This window comes from Citrobacter cronae, assembly GCF_016893685.1.
GTDB classification, from domain to species: Bacteria; Pseudomonadota; Gammaproteobacteria; order Enterobacterales; family Enterobacteriaceae; genus Citrobacter; species Citrobacter werkmanii.
Window position 1 is genome coordinate 1,491,535 of the sequence record NZ_CP069763.1, and the last position, 16,041, is coordinate 1,507,575.

Below are 16,041 nucleotides of genomic sequence, written 5' to 3' on the forward strand. Positions count from 1 at the left end.
TAAGCGGCGGGCCTTTGACCAGACAGGGGAGTCCGAAAGCACTTTACTTTACGTCAGTGCCCGGGTTGTACCCCGAATAATAAGCTCGCAGTCCAGTAAACGTGAGCCACTGCTGACGTTCTGCCCTTGTAATTGATCGAGCAGTAACAGCATAGCTTCGCGTCCGATATCGAAACGCGGCTGTGCGACGGTTGTCAGGGGTGGATCACAAAATTCCGCGAGCGAAATGTTATCGAAGCCAATGATCGATAAATCGTCGGGTACTTTCAGGCCCTGACGTTTGGCGTAAGAGAGGGCGCCAAGCGCCATGACATCGCTGTGGCAGAAGACTGCGGTAGGCGGCTGTGGTAGCGCCAGGAGCTGTTTAAGCGCATTAGCTCCCGCTTCATAGGTAAAGTCTCCGCGCGCGATGAAATGCGGATCGACCGTAATTCCGCTGCGGCGCAGTGCCTGAACGTAACCTTGCAGACGGTAATGGCACAGCGGCATATCCTCTGGTCCGGCGATACAGCCAATGCGTTTATGTCCCAACTCCAGCAGATAATTCATCGCGTTGAAGGCGGCGGTGAGGTTATCAATGTGCACGGTGGGGAGTTCCAGCTCTGGCGCGAACTCGTTGGACATAACCATCGGCGGTAAATTACGCTGCTCTTCAACGCTGGCATCAAACGGCAGGCGCGAGCTGAGCAGGACCATGCCATCGATCTGCTTGGTGATAATGAGGTTAAGAAAGGTCTTTTCCTGCTGATTCTGGTGCGCGCAATCGCCGATCAGCACCAGATATCCCTGTTCTGCGGCGGTGACTTCTATGCCACGAATGACTTCGCTAAAAAACGGATCGCAGATATCAGGCACAATCACCAGAATGGTACGTGACTCATTACGCTTTACGTTGCGTCCCATCGATTGAGGTAGATATCCCACTTCCAGAGCTGCCTGCTCAACCTTGTTACGGGTTGACTGCGAAACTTTGTCTGGATTCATTAATGCGCGGGATACGGTTGCCGTTGAGACTTTCGCCTTCAGGGCAACATCTTTCATCGTAGCGGCGGCAACCTGCTTATTCGGTTTCACTCTTTCTCCTCGCCAGGGCGGCTGGCACAGACTCGTCCCTGGATAACCTTCATCTGAAACATTTTTATCAGATAGTGAATGGAAGCGGTTACAGAATTTTCATAAAAAGTGTGATGGATCTTTAATTTTACGATCCGCCTCGCATCGTGAGGGATTATCCCTCGATGGGATCGACATCCAGCACCCATTTAACCTTACGCGCATCGGGTAACGTATTGATCAGCGCCAGTGTGCCGCTGACGATATGCTGCAGGCGAATTCGCGATGGGTGCTGCAACAAAATTTGCCAGCGATAGCGACCGCCACGTTTGGGTGCCAGGGCGGGAACCGGGCCTAACACCCACAGTTTTTCATCGGCCAGCGGACTGGCCTGAATCAGATTTCGTAACTGCTGCAAGAACATCGGCGCATGCTGGTTGTTGTGATCTTCTGCCCGCACGATCACATGGCTGGTCCATGGGGGAAGCTGGAGCGTTTGTCGCTCGGCCAGCGCCTGCTCGGCAAAAGCGTCATAACCTTTATACAGTAAGGTTTGCAGTAGCGGATGTTCAGGGTGGTGCGTTTGCAGCACCACTTCACCCTGTTTCCCGGCGCGACCGGCACGCCCGGAAACCTGCGTGTAGAGCTGGGCGAAGCGTTCTGCCGACCGGAAATCTGCGGAGAACAGCGCGCCGTCAACGTCCAGCAGCGCCACCAGGGTGACGTCCGGGAAATGGTGGCCTTTCGCCAGCATTTGTGTGCCGATCAGGATTCGCGCGCCGCCGCGATGCACTTCCGCCAGATGCTGCTCCAGCGACCCTTTACGGCTGGTCGTGTCGCGATCGATGCGTGAGATGGGCACGCCGGGGAAAAAAGGCGCCAGAGCCTGCTCAAGCTGTTCGGTGCCGAGTCCTACCGGAACCATATGCGTTGAGCCGCAGGAAGGGCACTGACGCGGTATCGGACGCTGACTGTCGCAGTGGTGGCAGCGCAGATGGTGCTGCGCCTGATGCAGCGTGTAGTAGTGATCGCAGCGCGGGCATTCAGCAATCCAGCCACAGTCGTGGCACAGCAGGGCAGGAGCAAAACCCCTGCGGTTTAAAAACAGGATCACCTGGTTATCCGCCTGCAGGTGCTGACGCATACGGGCGATAAGCGCAGGGGCGAGTCCGGCCTGTACCTGCTGACCTTTCAGATCCAGCACGTGCTGAGTGGCTGGGCGCGCATTTCCGGCGCGGCGCGTCAGGCGCAGCATGCGGTATTTTTTCTGCCGCACGTTGCACAGCGTTTCCAGCGCTGGGGTGGCTGAGCCGAGAATAATGGGAATTTGTTCGCTATGGGCACGATAAACCGCGAGGTCGCGCGCATGATAGCGCCAGCCTTCCTGCTGTTTATAAGAGCTGTCGTGCTCTTCGTCGATGACAATCACGCCCAGATTTTTAAACGGTGTGAACAGCGACGAGCGCGTGCCGATGACAATCGCCGCTTCGCCATTTTTCGCCTTCAGCCATGCCGAAAGACGTTCGCTGTCATTTAAACCCGAGTGCAGGACTTCGACCGGCGCATTGAAGCGCTCGCGAAACCGAGCAATAGTTTGCGGCGTCAGGCCAATCTCCGGCACCATCACCAGCGCCTGTTTGCCCTGGGCGAGCACATTTTCCAGTACGCTTAAATAGACCTCTGTTTTACCCGATCCCGTCACGCCCGCTAATAGCCAGGCGCTAAAACTGTCCGAGGCGCTGTGGATCGCCCCGACGGCGGTAGCCTGTTCGGTATTCAGCCGTAGACGCTCACCGGAAACCGCGTAGTGCGTACGCCAGTCGCTAAAGCCTGGCGTTTCGCTTGCCAGGTCGCACAGGCCTTTTTTACGCAGCGCCTGCAAGGCGGCGTCATTAAATTCCAGCTCTGCCACCTGGTCGCGCCAGATTTTTCCCTGGCGTAATGCTGCCAGCGCCTGCTGCTGCTTGGGAGAACGCTTCAGGCCGTTGAGATCAATAACCTGGCCCTCTTCAGTGGCAAACCAGTACCACATGGGCGCGTTGGCAGCCGGGCGTCCCTGGCGTAGCAGAATCGGCAGGGCATGAAACAGCACGTCGCCAATAGGATGATGATAATAGTCAGCTGCCCACAACAGCAGACGCCAGACGGAGGTCGAATAGACCGGCTCGCTGTCCAGCACTTCGAGAACGGCTTTCAATTCGTTGAGCGGCAGTTCGCTGTGCTCGCTAACGGAAAGGACGATGCCGACGCGCTCCTGTTGCTTGCCAAAAGGCACGCGTACACGACACCCGGCTTTGGCGCTCATGCCTTCCGGCAGAAGGTAGTCAAAGGTGCGAGGTAGCGGAACGGGTAAGGCAACGTGCGCAACGGGCATTGAATCATCCTGACTTGAAATCTGGCCGGTTAGTATACACATTAGTGAAGGGTAGAATGCGGATCAGTTTGCATGAGCAGGTTAATTTCTGTATGATTCGCCGCCTTTGATGCAAATTGATTGCGTCAAACAATGACCATTACCCGAGAATTTCAAGCTGTTGATGCAGTGTGAAAGGTGACGGGGAATAATTAACATCGCGTGGTGTCTGGCGTTAGGGCTGGAAGAGCGACGCGGCCTTAAACTGAGGTTTTCCCATGAAAAAAGATATTCACCCGAAATACGAAGAAATTACTGCAAACTGCTCTTGCGGTAACGTCATTAAAATCCGCTCCACTGTCGGTCACGATCTGAACCTCGACGTGTGCAGCAAGTGCCACCCGTTCTATACTGGCAAGCAGCGTGATGTTGCTACCGGTGGCCGCGTTGATCGCTTCAACAAGCGTTTCAACATCCCAGGCAGCAAATAAGTTTCAGCTGTCAGAAAAAAGCGCCTTTCGGCGCTTTTTTTGTTTCTGCGCCTGAAGAATGAAATTCATATTGATGTGTTGAATAGTGTCTTTTATTTAATAAATAAAACAGTGTTTTTATTTTTTAGGTAAAATGTTTCTACTGGTGATCTACATCCTTTTTATCTTCTGATTTTTGCCACTCATGCCAATTGTTGGCAAAATACCAAAGGTTTCTGCTTTCTTTCTAAAATACACTTTCGTGGAAATATAAAATTATTCTTAATCCTTCATCGTTTCCCATTAATGGACGGAACGAGATGGATAATTTCCTTGATTTAGTGTGAAGAGGGATGGTCATGAAATTTAAATCTGCGTTATTACTGATTCCATTATTCTCTGTGACCGCGCAAGCGGGTTATGTTGATTATCGTCATGAATATTATGACGATGGGCGCAATTACGATCGTGTTTATATGTCTCATCGTTTTGCGACTGGTTTTGGTGTAGCCGTTGAAGCCATTTCACGTTCCGAAGATACGCAATCTAATGATGCGTGGAATAATATGGAAAGTAATGGCAACGAGTATACTGCAAGCTACCAGTTTACCTGGCGGGATCTTATCTGGCAGCCGGGTATTGCGATCGAAACGGGCGATAACATCACGATTTACAAACCTTATATCCGCGTACAGTACAATATCAATGACAACTGGTGGACTGCGTTCCGCTATCGTCAGGAGTACATGCGCAGAAACACTGACGGCAAGGATGATCGCATGGTCTATCGTCCGGAAGCATGGCTCGGTTATAACATTCATGACTGGATGTTTGAGCTTAACGGTATTTATAAAATTGCCGATAGCGAAGATTTATATAACAACCGAAAAGACGATTATGAATATAACTTCCGTGTAGCTTATAAAATAGGTTCCTGGATTCCATTTGTTGAGGTGGGTAACGTTTCCTCCGGTTATAACACCACCACCACAGACGATCGCCAGACTCGTTATCGTGTCGGTCTCGGTTATAACTTCTGACCGTTAATACTCTTCATAGCGGTTTATTACGCTGAGCATCGGTATATCCATATAGTTTGCGTGAATAATGAGTCTAAGGAGTTGATATCATGTCTAATGATGGAACTATAATCGGAAGTAATCAAAGTATTGCTGTCAGGCCTTTCGGATTAAGAGATAAATTTGGTTATTTGTGTGGCGACCTCGGAACCTGTTTTATTCTTGGACTGGTGAACAGTTTTTTAATGATTTATTACACCAACGTACTCGGTATTTCCGGGGTTATTGTCGGCTCGCTCTATTTTGTGACCAAACTCTTTGATGCGTTTGTCGATGTTGGCGTAGGGCGTTTATGTGATACCTCTAAACTAACGATACATGGACGGTTTAACCCGTGGGTGCGCCGTATGAAATATCCATTTTGCATCATTGCGGTCGTCCTGTTCCTGCCATTTGTGAATGATTTTTCTTATACGGCGAAAATTATCTACATCTGCTGCTCCTATTTTATCTACGGTTCGTTGTTATCGACGGTCAGTATCCCGTATGGCGCCATGTCTGCGGCGATTAGCTCGAACCCGGAAGATCGTGTTTCGCTCTCAACCTGGCGCAGCGTTGGGTCTGCCATCGGCGGTGGGGCAACCGGCTTTTTTATTCCCATTCTGATGTACACCACCCTGGTGGACGGAAGCCAGGTGATTTCCGGGCAGCATTTCTTCTGGATTGCCATGGGTTGCGCAGTACTGGGTTTTATCTTTTTAACCCTGACCTGTCAGTTAACGACAGAACGTGTGCGTGTGGAGAGAAAAGAGAGCATGCCCGTGTCGGTACTGCTGAAGGGGCTATTACGTAATAAGGCGCTGATTGTTTTGGTTGTGGTGGATCTGCTGATTGTGATTAATCAGGGGTTGTCCGGGACCAATATGACCTACCTGTTTAATGACTATTTCCATAACAAAGAGGCCATGTCCGTTGCATTGCTGTTTACCTTTGGTTCTCTGGTTTTGCTGGCGCCATCGGCATCCTGGCTCACGAAGCGGTTTGGTAAAAAAGAAGCAAGTGTAGGCGCGTTGCTCTTTGCGGTAGCGATGTATCTGATTATGTACTTCGTCCACATTACCGACGCGAAAGTCTATTTGGTTTTCCTGTTTCTGGCGACGCTGGGGGCGGGGTTATTCAACCTGATGATATGGGCGTTTATGACCGATGTTTGTGATTATCACCAGTATGTCACTGGCGATCGTGAGGATGGTACCGTTTATGGCGTGAACTTCTTCGCCCGCAAGGTTGGTCAGGCGTGCGCCGGGGCGATTGGCGGCTTTATGCTGGCCATCATTGGTTATCAATCTTCCTCAACGGGTGGGGCTGTGCAAACCAGCATCGTGCAGGAAAATATTTATACGATGGCGAATCTCTTGCCGGCTTTGTGCCTGTTTTTGGCGGCGGTCATTCTGATTTATTGCTATCCATTGAACCGTAAAGAAACGCTCAAAATGGAAGAAACATTGAATAAACTCAATGGTATTAGTAAGTAATGTTGTGAAAGATGGCGGGAGCAATCCCGCCTTCTTTCATCTTTCTCTAACGATCAGTATTCCCACGTTTCCGGGTTGATACCCAGTTCACGCATGATTACCTTTGCTTCTTCCGGGATTTCATCACTGCGTTCTTTACGCAGGTCGTCATCGTTGGGTAGTGGTTGCCCGGTAAAAGCATGCAGAAACGCTTCACACAGCAGTTCGCTGTTGGTGGCGTGGCGCAGGTTGTTCACCTGACGACGCGTGCGTTCATCGGTAAGGATTTTTAACACCTTCAGAGGAATGGAAACCGTAATTTTTTTTACTTGCTCACTCTTCTTACCGTGCTCAGCGTATGGGCTGATATATTCGCCGCTCCATTCAGCCATGAGATACCTAATCCTCTTCGTCATTAATATTGAGGCCAGAACCTGAGCCCGGACCATAATTGCGCGTAGTTTATCGTAGTGGCGCGGCCCTGACACGAAGTAAGCCGACGCGGATGTACGCTAATGCATATAATTTTAACGGCTATTTGCGGTTTGCTCAATCTATACGCAAAGAAGTTTAGATGTCCAGATGTATTGACGGCTATCGCAACTATGATTAATCTGGTGCCTGACTTTTCACCGACTCAGCCAGGATCTCCTCTCTATGACGCGTAAACAGGCCACCATCGCAGTGCGTAGCGGATTAAATGACGACGAACAGTACGGTTGCGTTGTCCCGCCGATTCACCTCTCCAGTACCTATAACTTTACCGGCTTTAATGAGCCTCGCGCCCATGACTATTCACGCCGCGGTAACCCGACGCGCGATGTGGTTCAGCGCGCGTTGGCAGAACTGGAAGGTGGCGCGGGTGCGGTACTAACCAATACCGGCATGTCGGCGATTCATCTGGTGACGACGGTATTCCTGAAACCTGGCGATCTGCTGGTCGCGCCGCACGACTGTTACGGCGGCAGCTATCGCCTGTTTGACAGTCTGGCAAAGCGAGGCTGTTATCGCGTACTGTTTGTTGATCAAGGTGATGAGCGGGCGTTGCAGGCGGCGCTGGCGGAAAAACCGAAGCTGGTGCTGGTAGAAAGCCCAAGCAACCCGCTACTACGCGTGGTGGATATTGCGAAAATCTGTCAATTGGCGCGTGAAGCTGGTGCAGTCAGCGTGGTAGACAACACTTTTTTAAGCCCGGCACTGCAAAATCCACTGGCATTGGGCGCCGATCTGGTGTTGCATTCATGCACGAAATATTTAAACGGTCACTCAGACGTGGTGGCTGGTGTGGTGATAGCGAAAGATCCGGAAACGGTCACTGAACTGGCGTGGTGGGCGAATAATATTGGCGTGACCGGCGGCGCGTTTGATAGTTATCTGCTGTTGCGCGGCCTGCGTACTCTGTCACCGCGTATGGAGGTGGCGCAACGTAATGCTCAGGCGATTGTTGATTATCTGCAAACGCAGCCGCTGGTGAAAAAATTGTATCACCCATCATTGCCGAATAATCAAGGGCATGAGATTGCCGTGCGTCAGCAAAAAGGCTTTGGCGCGATGCTGAGTTTTGAACTGGATGGCGATGAGCAAACGCTGCGTCGCTTCCTTGGCGGGCTGTCATTGTTTACGCTGGCGGAATCGTTAGGAGGCGTTGAAAGTCTGATCTCCCACGCCGCAACCATGACACACGCGGGAATGGCACCAGAAGCGCGCGCGGCGGCAGGGATTTCGGAAACGCTGCTGCGTATCTCCACCGGTATTGAAGATGGCGAAGATTTAATTGCCGACCTGGAAAATGGCTTCCGGGCTGCAAACAAGGGGTAAACATGAGTGTGATTGCGCAGGCAGGGGCGAAGGGTCGTCAACTGCACAAATTTGGTGGTAGTAGTCTGGCTGATGTGAAATGTTATCTGCGTGTCGCAGGCATTATGGCGGAATACTCGCAGCCTGATGACATGATGGTTGTTTCAGCCGCAGGCAGTACCACTAACCAGTTGATTAGCTGGCTGAAGTTAAGCCAGACCGATCGTCTTTCTGCGCATCAGGTTCAGCAGGCGTTACGTCGCTATCAGAGCGAGCTGATTAGCGGTTTGTTACCACCAGAAGTGGCCGACGGTCTGATCGGTGCGTTTATTCACGACCTGGAGCGTCTGGCCGGATTACTCGACAGCGGCGTGAACGATGCCGTTTATGCTGAAGTCGTCGGACACGGTGAGGTATGGTCGGCGCGTTTGATGTCCGCTGTCCTTAACCAACAAGGTCTGGAATCGGCCTGGCTGGATGCGCGCGATTTTTTACGTGCGGAGCGTAGCGCTCAGCCGCAGGTGGATGAAGGTCTCTCCTACCCATTGTTGCAGCAACTTCTGGCGCAACATCCGGGTAAACGCCTGGTCGTTACCGGCTTTATTAGCCGTAACAACGCCGGTGAAACGGTACTGCTGGGGCGTAATGGTTCTGACTACTCGGCGACGCAGGTTGGCGCGCTGGCCGGGGTTTCCCGCGTAACCATCTGGAGTGATGTCGCCGGGGTTTACAGCGCGGATCCGCGTAAAGTAAAAGATGCCTGCCTGCTACCGCTGCTGCGTCTGGATGAAGCCAGCGAACTGGCGCGTCTGGCGGCTCCGGTTCTCCATGCCCGTACCTTACAGCCGGTTTCCGGCAGTGATATTGATCTCCAACTGCGTTGTAGCTATACGCCTGAGCAAGGCTCAACGCGTATTGAACGCGTGCTGGCTTCCGGGACCGGGGCGCGTATCGTGACCAGTCATGACGACGTCTGCCTGATTGAGTTTCAGGTTCCCACCGGTCAGGACTTTAAGCTGGCCCATAAAGAGGTCGATCAGATTTTAAAACGCACCCAGGTGCGTCCGCTGGCGGTCGGTGTGCATCCCGATCGCCAACTGCTGCAATTTTGCTATACCTCCGAAGTCGCTGACGGCGCGTTGAGAATTCTTGATGAGGCCGGATTGCCGGGCGAGCTGCGTCTGCGCCAGGGGTTGGCGCTGGTGGCGATGGTCGGGGCGGGCGTCACCCGTAACCCGCTGCACTGCCACCGCTTCTGGCAGCAACTGAAAGGTCAGCCGGTCGAATTCACCTGGCAGTCGGAGGAGGGCATCAGCCTGGTTGCCGTACTGCGTACCGGACCGACGGAGAGCCTGATTCAGGGTCTGCATCAGTCAATTTTCCGCGCGGAAAAACGAATCGGCCTGGTGTTGTTCGGGAAGGGGAATATTGGATCACGTTGGCTGGAGCTATTCGCCCGTGAGCAAAGTACGCTCTCGGCGCGTACCGGATTAGAGTTCGTGCTGGCGGGCGTGGTCGATAGCCGCCGTAGTCTGCTGAATTATGAAGGGCTGGATGCCAGTCGCGCGTTGGCCTTCTTTGATGATGAGGCAGTGGAACAGGATGAAGAGTCATTGTTCCTGTGGATGCGCGCCCACCCGTATGATGATTTAGTGGTGCTGGACGTAACCGCCAGCGAGCAGTTGGCGGATCAATATCTGGATTTCGCCAGTCACGGTTTCCATGTTATCAGCGCTAACAAACTGGCGGGTGCGAGCAGCAGTAATAAGTATCGCCAAATCCATGATGCGTTTGAAAAAACCGGTCGTCACTGGCTGTATAACGCCACCGTGGGCGCAGGTTTGCCGATCAACCATACCGTGCGCGATCTGATTGATAGCGGAGATACCATTCTGTCGATCAGCGGGATCTTCTCTGGCACGTTGTCGTGGCTGTTCCTGCAATTTGATGGCACGGTGCCGTTCACCGACCTGGTGGATCAGGCGTGGCAGCAGGGGCTGACCGAACCAGACCCGCGGGTGGATCTTTCCGGCAAGGATGTGATGCGCAAGCTGGTGATTCTGGCGCGTGAAGCGGGTTACGACATCGAGCCGGATCAGGTTCGCGTGGAGTCGCTGGTGCCTGCGCATTGTGAAGAAGGCTCTATTGACCATTTCTTTGAAAATGGCGATGAACTGAACGAGCAGATGGTGCAGCGTCTGGAAGCGGCGCGTGAAATGGGGCTGGTGCTGCGCTATGTGGCGCGTTTTGACGCTAACGGTAAAGCACGTGTGGGTGTTGAAGCGGTACGTTCTGAGCACCCGCTGGCGGCATTGTTGCCGTGCGATAATGTGTTCGCCATTGAAAGCCGCTGGTATCGCGATAACCCGCTGGTGATCCGCGGACCTGGCGCAGGCCGCGATGTGACCGCCGGAGCCATTCAGTCGGATATCAACCGCCTGGCGCAGTTGCTGTAGTTTGCGTTGCCGGATGGCGCTTACGCTTATCCGGCCTGGCTATGACACGAACCATAGGCCCGCGAAGCGGCAGCGCCACCGGGCAAATCGCTCTGGGTGATCAGGATGTTGTATTTCTCCGTCAGCGTCCTTATCGTCTGAAACACCGCATGGGCCGAGTAACGGGCACTATCCCGAAATTCCGGCTGTTGCTGTAGCCAGGCGATAAAATGATGACTTGCCCTCAGGGTTATCGAGGCCCCTTTTTCAACCTGACCCTCCGTTAACAGACACACCATTTTACGCCTGTTGCCCTGTTGCCAAATCTGCCACTGGTTTTGCCACCATCCCTGATAACTTTTACCCAGTAATTGCCAGGGTCTGGTGTGTTGATCGTCGCCCATTTCTTCATCCACAAACCAAAGCGAGGTGTGATGTTCGCGAAACTGTTCCGCCCATGCGGTAATCACAGCGCCGCGCAGAAAGCATTCGTGGGCGATGATGTGCATTTTAATCGTAGGCCAGAGATGGCTCAGGACGCGGAAATGCCCATGCGCGGTAATGACCGGGCGTAAAATCTCACCGCTGGCGTTACGTTTGAGCATCGCGCTGCCGTACTGAATTTCGTCAAACTGGCTGCGGCGTAAAAACTGCGTTTCTCGCAGATTTACACGCTGGATCACATCGTCATGATTCACTGTGGCCTCGACCATCCCGCGCCAGCGGTAAACTATTGACTCGCCAACAGAATGAAGAGTGAAGTTGCTGGAAATATGCAAAATATTGCCGCGAATAGCATCAAAACTGAGTAATACATACAGTTTCTGATCTGCACTTGCGCCCTGAAAAGGGACGATCAGTGGCACCGTCACTATTTGTTCTGGCGGATCAATAGTCGTCGATGGCGGTTGTCTGGGGGTCCAGACTTTTCTACAGCTCCGGCACTGTAGGCGCTGGGTTCCCTGTGGGTTATGTCCATAACGGATCGGTTCCCGCTGATAGCAATTTGGGCAAAAAAGACCGCTGTTAATTGCAAAATGTGTAAAACAGGCGGCCAACCACTCGCGGAAATGTTCAGCGTTAAACAGCGGGGGATAACTTCCGCATGCCCGGCAGTGCAGGGCGGCGTAGCCCAGTCGGTAATCGGGCCAGCTGTAATCAACGGAGTTTGCCAGCCCCAGATTTTTGCAGCCAAAAGACTTGCAGCAGTTGATGGTGAACAGAGAAGTCATCGCATTACCAACGATTTTTAATGGTCGTTGATTTTGCCCTGCAACTATTACCGATGGGTGTGAGTCTTCTCACATAAAAAAACCTTTCAGAACGTAACGTAGCGATTCTTTATATGACTGAAAGGGATTGATTATGAAGTTAAAAATGCTTGCTGTCGGTGTTCTGGTATCGCTGCCGTTATGGGCGTCAGCGAAAGACGTCACGATTATCTATACCAACGATCTCCATGCCCACGTCGAACCTTATAAAGTCCCGTGGATTGCTAATGGCACACGTGATATTGGCGGTTGGGCCAATATCACGACGATGGTGAAGCAGGAAAAAGCGAAAAATAGCGCGACCTGGTTCTTTGACGCGGGTGATTACTTCACCGGGCCGTACATCAGCAGCCTGACAAAGGGCAAGGCGATTATCGATATCATGAATACGATGAATTTCGATGCCGTCACTATGGGGAATCATGAGTTCGATCACGGCTGGGATAATACGTTGTTGCAACTGAGCCAGGCGAAATTCCCCATTGTGCAGGGCAATATCTTTTACCAGAACAGCAGCAAAATGTTCTGGGATAAGCCCTGGACCATTATTGAAAAAGATGGCGTAAAGATTGGCGTCATAGGTCTGCACGGTGTGTTTGCTTTTGATGATACGGTTTCGGCTGCGACGCGCGTTGGCATTGAGGCGCGGGATGAGGTGAAGTGGCTACAACGTTATATCGATGAATTAAAAGGTAAGGTCGATCTGACGGTGGCGTTGATCCACGAAGGTACGCCGGCGCGTCAGTCCAGCCAGGGAAGTACAGATGTGCGTCGTGCGCTGGATAAAGATATCCAGACTGCAGGTCAGGTGCATGGCCTGGATATCCTGATCACCGGCCATGCGCATGTGGGCACGCCAGAGCCGATTAAAGTCGGTAATACCTTAATTCTCTCCACCGACAGCGGCGGTATTGATGTCGGTAAACTGGTGTTGGATTACCAGCAAAAACCGCATCAATTTACCGTGAAGAATTTCGAGCTGAAGACGATCTACGCCGATGAGTGGAAACCCGATCCGCAGACGAAACAGGTGATTGATGGCTGGAATAAAAAGCTTGATGAAGTGGTACAACAGACGGTTGCCAACTCTCCGGTTGAGCTGACGCGTGCTTACGGAGAATCCTCCTCGTTGGGGAATCTGGCGGCGGATGCATTACTGGCTGCGGCGGGTAAAGATACCCAGTTAGCGCTTACCAACTCAGGCGGCATTCGTAATGAAATCCAGGCAGGTGCGATTACGATGGGCGCAGTTATTAGTACCTTCCCGTTCCCGAACGAGCTGTCTACGATGGATCTTACCGGTAAGCAACTGCGTAGTTTGATGGAGCACGGCGCGGGTTTAAGCAACGGCGTACTACAGGTATCCAAAGGGTTTGAGATGAAGTACGACAGCAGCAAACCGGTTGGCCAGCGGGTCACCGTATTGACGCTAAACGGCAAGCCAATTGAGGACGCTGTGATTTATCACATTGCCACCAATAGTTTTCTGGCAGACGGCGGTGATGGTTTTACGGCATTCACCGAAGGCACAGCGCGTAATACATCCGGCGGTTACTATGTCTCTAATGCCGTCGTTGATTATTTCAAAGCGGGAAATACGCTGACGGATGAGCAACTGAAAGGCATGCGTGTGGAAGATGTGAAAAAGTAACGCGTTCAGGCCAGCAGACAAGCCGCTGGCCTGTTGTTTTAGCCTCTGTGGGAGGCAAACACCTCTTTCGCGGCGAACAGACCATTCAACGCGGCCGGAAAGCCAGCGTATACGGCCATCTGCATAATTACTTCTACGATCTCATCCTGTGTTAAGCCAACGTGTAATGCCGCGCCAATATGCACTTTCAACTGCGGGGCGGCATTACCCAGCGCCGTTAACGCCGCGACGGTAGCAATCTCTCTACTGCGTAAATCCAATCCCGGTCTTGAATAGATGTCGCCAAAAGGAAATTCAAGCAGGTAGCGGGCGAAGTCTGGCGCAATATCTTGCAGACTTTCGATGACCGCATCGCCCCCTTTACCATCCACTTTTTGCAGCATCTTCTGACCGGTAATAAAGCGTTCTGAATGCATAATCTCTTCCTCATTTGTCTGGTATATAGCCTGAGGATAGAGCGTGCAGAATGATTGGGATAATACCGTTTCCGTGATACCTTTTTGGTATGACAACATCGCCTTTGCACTCTCTGGATATTCGTCTGCTGCGTTATTTTTCCGTAGTAGCGGAAGAGAACAATATGAGCCGGGCGGCGCAACGTTTATTTATGTCGCAGCCGCCGCTGAGTCGCCACATTCGCCAGCTTGAAGAACGTCTGGGGATGACGCTTTTTGTCCGTCATACCCGTGGGCTGACGCTGACGGAAGACGGTCTGCGCGTACTTGAAATAGTGCGCCCAGTGCTGACGATGTACGAAGAAACCTGCGCGACGTTGAGCCAGTTAGCGCAAGCTGGGGAGCACTCTCTGCGCCTGGGGCTAAGTACGGCGTTTGAACAAGGTGTTTTTGCTCCGCTTGAATCGCAGCTACACGAGCGTACGGAGAGGCTACATATTGTTCGTCATGGTTCGCCTGAGCTGGTGCGTCAGGTTCGTCGGGGAAAACTGGATGCAGCGCTGGTGGCGTTACCGCTTGAGACTCCCGGGCTTACCGTCATGCCACTCGGCTGGCAAGAGCCGATGATTGCCGCATTACCCGCGATCTGGCCAGAGGCGAGCCTGCCGTCACTCTCATTAACGACGCTGAACCACCGACCACTGTTCTGGTTTAAACGCGAACGGAATCCTGCCTTTTTTGATTACACCCGACATATTTTTCGCCGCGCCGGTTACTCTCCAGCCTGTATTGAAGAGCCGCTGGAACATGACGTGCTGCTGGCGCGGATCGCGCATGGCGACGGTCTGAGTTTACTCCCGGCCTCCTTTTCCGCTATCCAGCGTCAGGGCGTGATATTTCTGCTGCTTACCGATTCCGAATTGCGTATCCACGTGGGACTGGTAATGCTGCCTGAGAGCGAAGCAACGTTGCAGTGGTTGCAGACGGTTGTGAACCAATCCCTCGGTCTTTCAGGTTGATGTGAATTATTTTCACGTTGACTGAGTATTCCTCACCTTTAACGATGATTTTTGTGTTGACGCCAGCGTGCTTTTCCGTCATTTTTACATCTAGACGTCTAAACGTATAGCAGTTCACAACACAACATATAACGACAAAAGATTGATGAGGTAAGGTATGAGCTTTTTTCACGCCAACCAGCGGGAAGCGCTGAATCAGAGTCTGGCCGAAGTACAGGGGCAGATTAACGTTTCTTTCGAATTTTTCCCGCCGCGCACCAGTGAAATGGAGCAAACCCTGTGGAACTCTATCGATCGCCTGAGCAGCCTGAAGCCGAAGTTTGTTTCAGTCACTTACGGTGCAAACTCTGGTGAGCGCGACCGCACGCATAGCATTATTAAAGGGATCAAGGATCGCACCGGGCTTGAAGCGGCGCCGCACCTGACCTGTATTGATGCGACCCGCGATGAGCTGCGCACTATTGCTCAGGACTACTGGAATAACGGTATTCGTCATATTGTTGCCCTGCGCGGTGACCTGCCGCCGGGGAGCGGTAAACCGGATATGTATGCCTCTGACCTGGTGACTCTGCTGAAAGACGTTGCGGACTTTGATATTTCCGTTGCGGCTTACCCGGAAGTGCACCCGGAAGCGAAGAGCGCTCAGGCCGATCTGCTGAACCTGAAGCGTAAGGTTGATGCCGGTGCGAACCGCGCGATCACCCAATTTTTCTTCGATGTAGAAAGCTATCTGCGTTTTCGCGATCGCTGCGTTTCTGCGGGTATCGATGTGGAAATTATTCCGGGCATCCTGCCGGTATCTAACTTTAAACAGGCGAAAAAATTTGCCGACATGACCAACGTTCGCATTCCGGCGTGGATGTCGACCATGTTTGCTGGCCTGGATGATGATGCGGAAACCCGCAAGCTGGTGGGCGCAAACATCGCCATGGATATGGTGAAAATTCTCAGTCGCGAAGGGGTGAAAGATTTCCATTTCTATACTCTCAATCGCGCCGAAATGAGCTACGCAATTTGTCACACGCTGGGAGTAAGACCGGCATAATCAGTACGTCAGCCCTCTG

The 16,041-nt window shown here is 52.3% G+C and carries 13 protein-coding genes; 8 read left to right on the top strand and 5 right to left on the bottom strand.

All coding sequences use genetic code 11. The features are described 5' to 3' along the window. Window positions 1–48: 48 nt before the first annotated feature. On the bottom strand, window positions 49–1,074 hold the full coding sequence (gene cytR, locus JSN25_RS06385; RefSeq protein WP_003028807.1) for a DNA-binding transcriptional regulator CytR: 1,026 nt from the start codon (window positions 1,072–1,074) through the stop codon (window positions 49–51). 154 nt (window positions 1,075–1,228) lie between these two features. Beyond that, window positions 1,229–3,427, bottom strand: coding sequence for a primosomal protein N' (priA, locus tag JSN25_RS06390; RefSeq protein ID WP_204525538.1), 2,199 nt, complete (start codon window positions 3,425–3,427; stop codon window positions 1,229–1,231). 257 nt (window positions 3,428–3,684) lie between these two features. On the opposite strand from priA, the gene rpmE reads away from it, so the two are divergent. From rpmE to JSN25_RS06405, 3 genes are all read left to right on the top strand, one after another. Continuing rightward, window positions 3,685–3,897, top strand: coding sequence for a 50S ribosomal protein L31 (gene rpmE, locus JSN25_RS06395; RefSeq protein WP_038636025.1), 213 nt, complete (start codon window positions 3,685–3,687; stop codon window positions 3,895–3,897). 338 nt (window positions 3,898–4,235) lie between these two features. Then, window positions 4,236–4,916, top strand: coding sequence for an oligogalacturonate-specific porin KdgM family protein (locus JSN25_RS06400; protein ID WP_087856663.1), 681 nt, complete (start codon window positions 4,236–4,238; stop codon window positions 4,914–4,916). Between the two features lie 89 nt (window positions 4,917–5,005). Continuing rightward, on the top strand, window positions 5,006–6,430 hold the full coding sequence (locus tag JSN25_RS06405) for an MFS transporter (RefSeq protein WP_204525539.1): 1,425 nt from the start codon (window positions 5,006–5,008) through the stop codon (window positions 6,428–6,430). 53 nt (window positions 6,431–6,483) lie between these two features. On the opposite strand, the gene metJ is transcribed toward JSN25_RS06405, so the two are convergent. Next, window positions 6,484–6,801, bottom strand: coding sequence for a met regulon transcriptional regulator MetJ (gene metJ, locus JSN25_RS06410; protein WP_003825168.1), 318 nt, complete (start codon window positions 6,799–6,801; stop codon window positions 6,484–6,486). A gap of 265 nt (window positions 6,802–7,066) precedes the next feature. On the opposite strand from metJ, the gene metB reads away from it, so the two are divergent. Next, on the top strand, window positions 7,067–8,227 hold the full coding sequence (metB, locus tag JSN25_RS06415) for a cystathionine gamma-synthase (protein WP_069324858.1): 1,161 nt from the start codon (window positions 7,067–7,069) through the stop codon (window positions 8,225–8,227). 2 nt (window positions 8,228–8,229) lie between these two features. Continuing rightward, window positions 8,230–10,662, top strand: a complete 2,433-nt coding sequence (gene metL, locus JSN25_RS06420; RefSeq protein WP_069324857.1) for a bifunctional aspartate kinase/homoserine dehydrogenase II — start codon at window positions 8,230–8,232, stop codon at window positions 10,660–10,662. Between the two features lie 26 nt (window positions 10,663–10,688). On the opposite strand, the gene JSN25_RS06425 is transcribed toward metL, so the two are convergent. Further along, window positions 10,689–11,873, bottom strand: coding sequence for a cytoplasmic protein (locus JSN25_RS06425; RefSeq protein WP_204525540.1), 1,185 nt, complete (start codon window positions 11,871–11,873; stop codon window positions 10,689–10,691). A gap of 133 nt (window positions 11,874–12,006) precedes the next feature. Between JSN25_RS06425 and JSN25_RS06430 the strand changes: the two genes are divergently transcribed. Further along, window positions 12,007–13,563: a bifunctional metallophosphatase/5'-nucleotidase gene (locus JSN25_RS06430; RefSeq protein WP_204525541.1), complete on the top strand. Its 1,557-nt coding sequence runs from the start codon at window positions 12,007–12,009 to the stop codon at window positions 13,561–13,563. Between the two features lie 38 nt (window positions 13,564–13,601). Here the strand turns inward: JSN25_RS06430 and JSN25_RS06435 are convergent, their stop codons facing one another. Continuing rightward, a complete protein-coding gene (locus tag JSN25_RS06435) occupies window positions 13,602–13,979 on the bottom strand; it encodes a carboxymuconolactone decarboxylase family protein (RefSeq protein ID WP_061382562.1) in 378 nt (125 codons plus the stop codon). An 89-nt stretch (window positions 13,980–14,068) separates the two neighbouring features. On the opposite strand from JSN25_RS06435, the gene JSN25_RS06440 reads away from it, so the two are divergent. Next, window positions 14,069–14,977 (top strand): LysR family transcriptional regulator, encoded by a 909-nt coding sequence (locus JSN25_RS06440; RefSeq protein ID WP_204525542.1) that lies wholly within the window; start codon window positions 14,069–14,071, stop codon window positions 14,975–14,977. Between the two features lie 157 nt (window positions 14,978–15,134). Continuing rightward, window positions 15,135–16,022: a methylenetetrahydrofolate reductase gene (metF, locus tag JSN25_RS06445; protein ID WP_038636049.1), complete on the top strand. Its 888-nt coding sequence runs from the start codon at window positions 15,135–15,137 to the stop codon at window positions 16,020–16,022. The last annotated feature ends 19 nt before the right edge of the window (window positions 16,023–16,041 follow it).

Excerpts from the sequence above, each read along its gene's own strand:
- JSN25_RS06425 (WP_204525540.1), bottom strand. The coding sequence starts at position 11,873 with ATGACTTCTCTGTTCACCATCAACTGCTGCAAGTCTTTTGGCTGCAAA.
- priA (WP_204525538.1), bottom strand. The coding sequence starts at position 3,427 with ATGCCCGTTGCGCACGTTGCCTTACCCGTTCCGCTACCTCGCACCTTT.
- JSN25_RS06430 (WP_204525541.1), top strand. The coding sequence starts at position 12,007 with ATGAAGTTAAAAATGCTTGCTGTCGGTGTTCTGGTATCGCTGCCGTTA.
- JSN25_RS06405 (WP_204525539.1), top strand. The coding sequence starts at position 5,006 with ATGTCTAATGATGGAACTATAATCGGAAGTAATCAAAGTATTGCTGTC.
- metF (WP_038636049.1), top strand. The coding sequence starts at position 15,135 with ATGAGCTTTTTTCACGCCAACCAGCGGGAAGCGCTGAATCAGAGTCTG.
- metB (WP_069324858.1), top strand. The coding sequence starts at position 7,067 with ATGACGCGTAAACAGGCCACCATCGCAGTGCGTAGCGGATTAAATGAC.
- rpmE (WP_038636025.1), top strand. The coding sequence starts at position 3,685 with ATGAAAAAAGATATTCACCCGAAATACGAAGAAATTACTGCAAACTGC.
- metL (WP_069324857.1), top strand. The coding sequence starts at position 8,230 with ATGAGTGTGATTGCGCAGGCAGGGGCGAAGGGTCGTCAACTGCACAAA.
- metJ (WP_003825168.1), bottom strand. The coding sequence starts at position 6,801 with ATGGCTGAATGGAGCGGCGAATATATCAGCCCATACGCTGAGCACGGT.
- JSN25_RS06435 (WP_061382562.1), bottom strand. The coding sequence starts at position 13,979 with ATGCATTCAGAACGCTTTATTACCGGTCAGAAGATGCTGCAAAAAGTG.
- JSN25_RS06400 (WP_087856663.1), top strand. The coding sequence starts at position 4,236 with ATGAAATTTAAATCTGCGTTATTACTGATTCCATTATTCTCTGTGACC.
- JSN25_RS06440 (WP_204525542.1), top strand. The coding sequence starts at position 14,069 with ATGACAACATCGCCTTTGCACTCTCTGGATATTCGTCTGCTGCGTTAT.